The following is a 4,131-nucleotide window of genomic DNA, read 5'->3' as shown; positions in this document are numbered from 1 at the left end:
CGGAGGCCGTGCCTCGTGCGGAACCGGCCACCGTCACTCAGCTGGACTCTGTACCGGCGGCAGCGAAGGTCGACCTCCCGTTCATCATCGATATTCCGCGTGACGTGCCCGTGATGGATGACTCGCCGGCTGACGAATGGGTGGAGCGTGTCCTCGCGTCCTCGCCACGCCAGTCGTCGGGAGACGACGAGTGGGTCGATCAGGTCCTCGAACCCTCGAAGGTCGCCATCACGCAACGCCCGCGGGTGCGACCGCAGGCCGCGGGCCCGGCCGCAAAAACGGCGCCGAAGCCGGCCCCCCGGCCGGCCTCCCGGCCGGCCCCTACGGCCGTTGCCAAATCGGCGGCCAGAGCCGCCGCGCCCCGCCCTGCGACCGCCACCGCCGCGACGTCCGCGCTCGCCCCCGCCGCCACCACCCGGTGGTGGCTGGCTCTGCCGCTCGTGCTGGTGCTGGCGCTGGTGGTCTTTGTAACCCGCCAGGGCACCAGTCACGCTCCGGTGCCCGCCGGCGTGCTGGGCACCTGGACCACGGCGTACTGGCTGTACGAGCATCAGACGCTCGAGATCAAGCCGGACACCGTCGTCGCCACGCTCGATGATGTCGAGGAAGGGCGATTTCCGATTACCAAGGTGGAGACCGCCGACGCTGGTCGTGAACTCGCGGTGAAAATCTTTTATCAGAACGCCCGCGGTGACGAGAAGGAGATCGACTTCCTCGCCGACAAGGATCCCACCACCGCGTTGCGCTTCCGTTCACACACCGGATTGGTGTGGGTGCGAGCCGAGTAGCACGGGACGAGCGCCAGCGGTGCGTTTCGCGGCTAGTATTGGAGTATGGTTCCTCCAAACGCCGCACCAGCCAAGAAGCCGAAGTACGACAGCAAGCGCGCCTGGGGTGAAGCCCGCGCGCTCATCGTACAGCACCGACGCTCCGTCAGCATCGGGCTCGTGCTCATGCTCATCAGTCGCGCCTCCAGCTTCGTGCTGCCGTACAGCACGAAGAAGGTGCTCGACGAAGCGCTCCCCAACAGCGATCTGACGCTGCTTGGCTGGATCGCTCTGGCTGGCCTCATCGCCACCGTGGTGCAGTCGCTCACCGGCTATGCGCTGTCGCAGGTGGTGAGCGTCGCCGCGCAACAGGCCATCGCGCAGCTGCGTGAGGAGGTGCAGGGACACCTCATTCGCCTGCCGGTGCGCTACTTCGACAGCACGAAGAGTGGCGTGCTGGTGAGCCGCGTGATGAGTGATCCGGAAGGGATTCGCAATCTCATCGGCACCGGGCTCATTCAACTGACGGGCGGCATCCTGAGCGCCATCGGTGCGATGGGCGTGCTGCTCTATCTCAACTGGAAGCTCACGCTCGCCACCGTCCTGCCCCTCGCGGCATTCGGCGCAGGCATGAGCATCGCCTTCAAGCGACTCCGCCCCATCTTCCGCGAGCGCAGCGTCATTCAGGCCGAGGTCACCGGCCGTCTCACGGAAACGCTCGGCGGCATTCGCCTGATCAAGGTGTACACCGCCGAGGATCGCGAGAAGAAGGTGTTCGGCGAAGGGGTGCAGCGTCTCTTTCAGAACATCGCGAAGACGATCACTGGCACCTCGCTTACCGGTACGCTCGGTCTTGGCGTCGTCGGCGTGATCGGCGTGATCGTGATGTACGTCGGCGGTGGCGATGTGATCCGCGGCAGCATGACGCTCGGCAGCCTCATCACCTTCGTGGTGTTCATCGGCATGGTCACCGCGCCGCTCATCTCCATCGCGAGCATCGGCACGCAGATCACGGAAGCCTTCGCGGGGCTCGACCGCATCCGCGAACTGCGCGACATGGCCACGGAAGATCAGGAAGACGCCGCAAAGAAGGACGTGCCCGCCGTGGTCGGCCACGTGCGCTTCGACGACGTGAGCTTCGAGTACGAAGAAGGCGTGCCGGTGCTGAAGCATGTGAGCTTTGACGCCCCCGCCGGCACCACCACCGCGCTGGTGGGATCGAGCGGCAGCGGTAAGAGCACCATGATCTCCCTCATCATGGCCTTCGCCCAGCCGCAGCAGGGCAACATCGTCGTGGACGGCACCCCGGTGAGCAACCTCAAGCTGCGCGACTATCGCCGGCACCTGGGTGTGGTGATGCAGGACAACTTCCTCTTCGACGGCACCGTCAAGGACAACATCGGCTTCACCAAGCCCGGCGCCTCCGACGAGGAGATCATGGCCGTGGCGAAGATCGCCAACGCCCACGACTTCATCATGGGCTTCCCCCAGCAGTACGACACGATCGTGGGGGAGCGCGGCGTGAAGCTATCCGGTGGCCAGCGCCAGCGTGTGGCCATCGCGCGCGCCATCCTCGCCGATCCGCGCGTGCTCATCCTCGACGAAGCCACCTCGAGTCTCGACTCCGAAAGCGAGCACCTCATTCAGGAGGGGCTGCGGCGCCTGCGCGCGGGACGCACGACCTTCGTGATCGCGCACCGCCTCAGCACGATCACCAGCGCCGATCAGATTCTGGTGATGGAGAAGGGCGAGATCGTGGAACGCGGCACGCACCAGCAGCTGATCGCCCTCGGCGGGCGATACCGCGACCTGTACAACCGGCAGTTCCAGCTGGAGCAGGATCAGTTCATCAATCCGGGCGAAGAGATCGCGGCCACGGGCTGACGCGTTCTCCGGTCTGAGAGACGAGATGCGAGTGTGAGCATCGAGGGGGCAGAATGAGACGACAGCTCGGATAGAAGCGAGACGTCCGTCCTCCAGAAGTGAGAAGTGACTCGTCCTGAATACTGTCTACACGTCCCTCTCTCAACGGAGACGTGTTGATGTCACGACCGCAGCGGCAGTACAGCCCGGAATTGAAGCAACGGATCGTCGACGAACTGGAAGCGGGCCATCTTTCGTTACGAGAGGCGGCCCGCGACACCCAGGCGACCATCCCGATCGTCCAGCGGTGGGTGCACGAGTACGGCCGCTACCGCCCCAAACGGGATGTCGTGGAGGTCGTGATGAAGAGTGAACAGGAACGCATTGCGGCGCTCGAGAAGGCGCTGGCCGAGGCGCATCTGAAGCTGCACGTGTACGACGAGTTGCTGACGCAGGCCGACAAGAAGTACCAGCTCGATCTAAAAAAAACGCTTGGTACGAGACTGTCCGGGCCTGCTGCGACGGGGCCGCTGCCCTCCCCGTTCGGGCCGTCTGTGCCGTCCTCGGGATCACCCGGGACGCGTACTACAAGCGCCGCCGGCGACCCGCCGGCGGCGCCGCGCCCGCGCAAAAAGCGATAGTCCTCGCGGTGGTGGCGGCCCACCGGCGTGAGCAGCCACGGGTGGGGACGCGCAAGCTGCATCAGCACCTCACGACGGCGGGCGTCCCCGTGGGGCGGGACCGGCTCTTTACCTGGCTCCGCGACACCGACGCCCTAGTGAAGCGGAAGCGCCGCGCCACGTTCACGACGTATTCGCGGCACGGCTACGCCGTCGCGCCCAATCGGCTCAAGGACGCGACGATCACCGGCCCCGGCCAAGCCGTGGTCAGTGACATCACGTATCTCCGGCTCGCGGGGGACCGCTTTGCGTATCTCTTCCTCACGACGGACGTGTACAGTCGCCACATCGTCGGCTGGCACGTGAGTCGCGATCTCTCGCACCACAGTGCCCTGCACGCGCTCCACCACGCCGTGACGACGCTCCACGACCCGACCGGTGTGCTGCACCACTCCGACCGCGGGAGTCAGTACTGCTGTCACGAGTTTCTGCAGACGCTCGCGGCGCATCGGCTCCTGCCCAGCATGACCGATGCGAATCACTGCTACCAGAACGCGATCGCCGAACGCGTGAACGGCATCCTCAAAGACGAATTCGACCTCGATGCCGTCTTCTTGACGATCCGCGACGCACAGGACGCGGTCGCCCGCGCGATTCACACCTACAACACCCGCCGGCTGCACGGGAGTCTGCAGTATCAGACTCCCGCGCAGGTCTTCGATCAGGCGGCGTAGCCACTCATCCGCAGTCCCCTATTCGTGTAGACAAAAATCAGGACTGGACACTTCTCCATTCGAGAACGCGGACGTCTCACTTCTATCCGGGCCCACTTCTCCCGCTGGGCGTTCGAATCTCGTCCTCGCCGCTCGGATCTCCCGTCT

General features: G+C 65.3%; 2 protein-coding genes and 1 pseudogene. All 3 read left to right on the top strand.

The window, feature by feature from the left end; translation table 11 throughout:
• Positions 1-788: pseudogene (locus ACIQ6O_RS13815) on the top strand (hypothetical protein); the annotation flags it as partial.
• Positions 789-833: 45 nt separating this feature from the next.
• Positions 834-2,651 (top strand): ABC transporter ATP-binding protein, encoded by a 1,818-nt coding sequence (locus ACIQ6O_RS13810; RefSeq protein WP_396208368.1) that lies wholly within the window; start codon positions 834-836, stop codon positions 2,649-2,651.
• Positions 2,652-2,809: 158 nt separating this feature from the next.
• Positions 2,810-3,984 (top strand): IS3 family transposase gene (locus ACIQ6O_RS13805; protein WP_396208367.1). Its coding sequence is split into 2 segments (ribosomal slippage): positions 2,810-3,119 and positions 3,119-3,984, totalling 1,176 coding nucleotides; the frame shifts between segments, so codons are not numbered across the junction.
• The last annotated feature ends 147 nt before the right edge of the window (positions 3,985-4,131 follow it).

The sequence above is a fragment of the Gemmatimonas sp. genome, from assembly GCF_044345575.1.
Lineage (GTDB): Bacteria > Gemmatimonadota > Gemmatimonadetes > Gemmatimonadales > Gemmatimonadaceae > Gemmatimonas.
Note: the sequence above shows the minus strand (reverse complement) of the source record. Positions and strands in the feature narration are given on the sequence as shown.